Origin of the sequence: Candidatus Caldatribacterium sp., assembly GCA_014359405.1 — a bacterium.
Classification (GTDB): domain Bacteria; phylum Atribacterota; class Atribacteria; order Atribacterales; family Caldatribacteriaceae; genus Caldatribacterium; species Caldatribacterium oleiphilum.
In genome coordinates, this window is sequence record JACIZN010000144.1 from 1 (window position 1) to 4,197 (window position 4,197).

Sequence of the window (4,197 nt, forward strand, 5' to 3'; positions counted from 1 at the left end):
GACGGTCACATTGACTTTGAGCGGTCGCTTGGTCTCCTTTCTACAGGGGTCTATGTATCCCTTGGAGCCGTGCTCCCGTACGTCTTTGCCTTCTATTTCGTTCTTGGTATCCTTGAGGATGTGGGATACTTACCCCGCCTTGCGGTGTTCCTCGATGGATTCTTGCATCGCCTTGGGCTCCATGGGTATTCCGTTGTGCCCATGCTCCTTGGGCTGGGGTGCAACGTTCCTGGCATTATGGCAACAAGGATTCTTGAGAGCGAAAAGGAACGCTTTGTTGTTACTCTTCTTATTGCCATCGGTATCCCCTGCTCGGCGCAGCAGGCACTCATTGTTGGCGTTCTTGCCCCTTACGGTGTGGCCCCTGTGCTCACTGTGTACGGGACACTCCTTGTCGTTGTTGTCCTTCTTGCGTTCCTCCTCAAGTACCTTGTCCCGGGGTTCCGTCCTCCCCTTATCTGTGAGATTCCTCCGTACCGTCTCCCTTTTCCCAAGGCTGTTCTCTCAAAACTCTGGGTTCGCCTGAGAGGATTCTTGCGGGATGCGCTTCCTGTCGTTTTTCTCGGAGTACTGGCGGTGAACCTCTTGAGTTTGACTAATGCTTTTCCGTACCTTGCAAAGGTCATAAGCCCGTGGTTCGCCAAGGTCTTAGGTCTTCCTCAGGAGGCGCTCTTTGTCATTGCTTTGGGATTTCTCCGAAAGTACATGGCTATGGGACTTCTTTTGCCCCTTGGTCTTTCGGTGAAGCAACTTGTGATTGCAAGCGTCATTCTCTCCCTCTTTTTCCCTTGTGTTGCTGCTTTCGTTGTTATCCTCCGCGAGTTCGGGTGGAAGAGACTGCTCGTAGCGGTGGCCATCATGCTCTCCTTTGCTTTCCTTGTGGGGAGCTTCCTCAATCTTCTTCTCTAAGGAGGTTGTAGGGGTGCGGCGGTACTTTTTTGGCGATGTGGGATGCTTCTGTTTTGGAGCTCGCCTCTTCCCCGGTTTTGGCCCTTTCTGGTGGACTTTCACCCGGGAAGAGGAACTCGAAATGCTCCGAGAGGAAGCGGAATTCCTTCGCCGACGCCTTGCCTGGGTTGAACGACGCATAAAGGAACTCGAAGAGGAGAAAGCCTGAGTCTATCTCCTTGGTTGCAGTATAATACGGGAAGTGCAAAACGCAGGAATTCATTGAGAAGGTGATTTTTTGTGCTCATTATTGTCCATGGTGGTATCTGTGTGGAAGAGGTTCCGGATGTATTCGAGCCTCTGTACCAGGCCTGTATTGTGGGGATGGAAATCTTGCGGAAGAAGGAAGCAGTGGATGCCGTAGAGGAGGCCGTAAAGGTCCTTGAGGATGACCCTCGTCTTAACGCAGGAACGGGAGCTTTCCCGAACCTCTTGGGAGAAGTGGAACTCTCGGCAAGTATCATGAAAGATGACCTTTCCTGTGGTGGGGTTGCGGCCATAAAGAACATCCGACATCCCATTTCCGTTGCCCGGGCGGTTATGGAAAGGACTCGGCATATCCTTCTTGTGGGAGAAGGAGCCAATCTCTTTGCCCGCCTTTTGGGCTTTGAGGAGTACAATCCTGTAGCCGAACTCACGATACACACTCTTGAGAAATCCGTTGCAAAAGCTGCGCAGGAGAAAGACTCCATCTACCACTACTACCTGAAGAGGGCTCGTGAACGCCTCCGAAAGACCCATCTTGGAACGGTAGGAGCGGTGGCTTTGGATTCCTCCGGCCACATTGCAGCTGGGACCTCAACCGGGGGTATCGAGATGCAGCTTCCGGGGAGAGTGGGCGACTCCCCCATTATTGGATGTGGAACCTTTGCCTGGGAGTGGGGCGGGGTCTCCATGACGGGAGAGGGAGAGGGCATTGTGAAGCTTGGCCTTGCCCGAAAGGTTGCCGAGTGGATGGAAGAGATGTCCCCTCAGGAGGCCGTCAATCGGGGGATGGAGCTTGCGCGGAAGTTCGGTGTCGTCTGCGGGGCCATTGCAGTGAGGAGAACGGGAGAGATCGGTTTTGGGGAGTGTGGGGGAAGGCTGACTTTTGGGTACTTCCAGGAGGGAATGGAAGAGCCGTACGTTTTTCCACCAAAGGGTTGACGGTGCAAGTAGAAAAAGGGTATAACATACTCAAATCTCTGAGGAGGTGGTTCGATGAGGTGGTTTGCGGTTCTTGGTAGTGTGGTGCTTGTGTTTGCCTTGGCTTTTGGTGCTTTCGCTGCCGAACCAATTAAAATCGGTGTCGTCATGGGTCTGACTGGCCCGTGGGCATCCATTGACACTCCGGCCCTCAACGGAGTCAAACTTGCCGCAGAGGAAATCAACAAGGCAGGAGGGGTTTTAGGAAGACCGATTGAACTCAAAGTTGTGGATACGAAGGCTGATGAGGGTGAGACTGTTGCCGCGGTTATCCGTCTCATCGAGAACGAAAAGGTTTCAGCGCTCATTGGGTACTGTGATACGCATTGGGTGAACATCGCCGCACCCTTAGCCCGGGAGTACGGTGTACCCTTCATCACCCCTGGAGCGACGCATCCTCGCATTCCGGAACGGACTGGAGCTTGGCTTGCCTGTTTTGGGGACAACGCCCAGGCTGCGGTCATTGCAGAGTACGCGGTAAAGGATTTGGGCCTCAAGAGGGGGGCCATCTGGGTGGACACTGCGGTAGACTTCAGCGTTGCGGTATGCGCCTATTTCGCCGATGCTCTAAAGCACTATGGTGGTGAGGTCGTCTACGAAGACTACTTTGAAACGAGCTGGACCGACTTTTCGAGCATGGTTGCCCGCCTTAAAGAGTACCAGGATCGAGGAGAGGTTGACTTCGTGTACGTTGGAGCCATTCCTGGAAACTGTGGGCTCATCGTGAAGCAAATTCGGGAAGGCGGTGTGACCATCCCCATTTTCGGCGAAGACGGCTTTGATACACCGCTTCTTGTGGAAACCGGTGGAGAAGCAGCAGAGGGTGTAGTTTTTGCCACCCACATGTCCCTTGAGGACCCGAATCCTGTTGTGCAGAAGTTCAAGAGCGATTACCAGGCAATGTTCGGCAATCCTCCTGAAAACGCCTTTGCTGCCCTCGGATACGATGCCATGAAGATTCTCGCCAAGGCCATCGAAATCGTCGGTACTGACGATCCCAAGAAGATTCCCGAGGGTCTTGCCCAGATTAAGGATTTCCAGGGTGTTTCCGGAACCATCTCCTACGAGGGTGGCAGCCAGGTACCGAATAAGTCTGTGGCTGTGATCGAGGTGAAGAACGGAAAGTTTGTCACCGTGAAGCAAGTTGCTCCTGAGTACTTGCCGGATCCGAAGATTGCTAAGTGAAAGGGGGTTTGGGGAGGGCTTTTGCCCTCCCCTTTTTGTGCAGCGATGGGCGAATGGATTCTTGAGGTTAGAGATCTCTGGAAGCATTTTGGAGGTCTCACGGCAGTCAGCGGTTACGAGTTGGAGCTCCCTAAAGGGGCGATTTACGGCCTCATTGGGCCAAATGGCGCAGGGAAAACCACGGTTTTCAACCTCATAAGTGGCGTTCTGAAGCCTTCCCGAGGAAGAATCTTTTTCAAGGGGAGAGACATCACCTACGCTCGTCCCGATGTTATTGCTTCTTTGGGACTCACACGAACCTTTCAGAACCTCCGCCTTTTCTCTTCTCTTACTGTGGAGGAGAACCTGAGAGTTGCAGCCCACATTCATGCTCGGTGTGGGTTTTTGCCCACCCTCTTTTCGGCTCCTTCCTTTTTCCGGGAAGAAAGAAACATTGAGCGAAAGGTCTGCGAGATGCTCGAACGTTTCGGTATGTACGAATTTCGGAAAGAGCCCGCTGCAAGTCTTCCTTACGGACTTCAGCGGAAGCTCGACATTGCCCGAGCTCTCATGACAGAACCAGAGCTCATTCTCCTTGACGAGCCGTCAGCAGGTATGAACACGAAGGAGGCCGATGATTTGGCTCATCTCGTGGCTGAAATCAAGAAGGACCTCAACCTCACCATGGTCATTGTCGAACACCGCATGTCCTTCGTTATGGGGCTTGCTGAGGTCATACAGGTTCTCGATTACGGTTCGGTTATCGCTATGGGGACTCCTGAGGAAGTTCGCAGAGACCCTCGGGTCATTGAAGCCTACTTGGGGACGGGTGATCTCGTTGCTTAGGCTCGAAAAGGTTACGGTAAGGTACGGTGTCATTCCGGCGGTACAGGAACTCGA

5 protein-coding genes are annotated in these 4,197 nt (G+C 53.2%); all 5 read left to right on the plus strand.

What is annotated here, in order from left to right; translation table 11 throughout:
- On the plus strand, nucleotides 1-909 hold a 909-nt coding region (locus H5U36_09355), incomplete at its 5' end, for a ferrous iron transporter B (protein MBC7218318.1).
- A gap of 13 nt (nucleotides 910-922) precedes the next feature.
- The gene (locus H5U36_09360) at nucleotides 923-1,117 is read left to right on the plus strand and encodes a hypothetical protein (protein MBC7218319.1); all 195 of its coding nucleotides are present in this window, start codon (nucleotides 923-925) and stop codon (nucleotides 1,115-1,117) included.
- 71 nt (nucleotides 1,118-1,188) lie between these two features.
- Nucleotides 1,189-2,094: an isoaspartyl peptidase/L-asparaginase gene (locus H5U36_09365; protein MBC7218320.1), complete on the plus strand. Its 906-nt coding sequence runs from the start codon at nucleotides 1,189-1,191 to the stop codon at nucleotides 2,092-2,094.
- A gap of 54 nt (nucleotides 2,095-2,148) precedes the next feature.
- Nucleotides 2,149-3,318 carry an ABC transporter substrate-binding protein gene (locus tag H5U36_09370; protein MBC7218321.1) on the plus strand — a complete coding sequence of 390 codons (1,170 nt, stop codon included), beginning with the start codon at nucleotides 2,149-2,151 and terminating at the stop codon, nucleotides 3,316-3,318.
- Nucleotides 3,319-3,363: 45 nt separating this feature from the next.
- Nucleotides 3,364-4,143: an ABC transporter ATP-binding protein gene (locus tag H5U36_09375; GenBank protein MBC7218322.1), complete on the plus strand. Its 780-nt coding sequence runs from the start codon at nucleotides 3,364-3,366 to the stop codon at nucleotides 4,141-4,143.
- Nucleotides 4,144-4,197: the final 54 nt, after the last annotated feature.

Coding starts and splice junctions, on each gene's coding strand:
- H5U36_09370 (MBC7218321.1), top strand. CDS start 2,149: ATGAGGTGGTTTGCGGTTCTTGGTAGTGTGGTGCTTGTGTTTGCCTTG.
- H5U36_09375 (MBC7218322.1), top strand. CDS start 3,364: ATGGGCGAATGGATTCTTGAGGTTAGAGATCTCTGGAAGCATTTTGGA.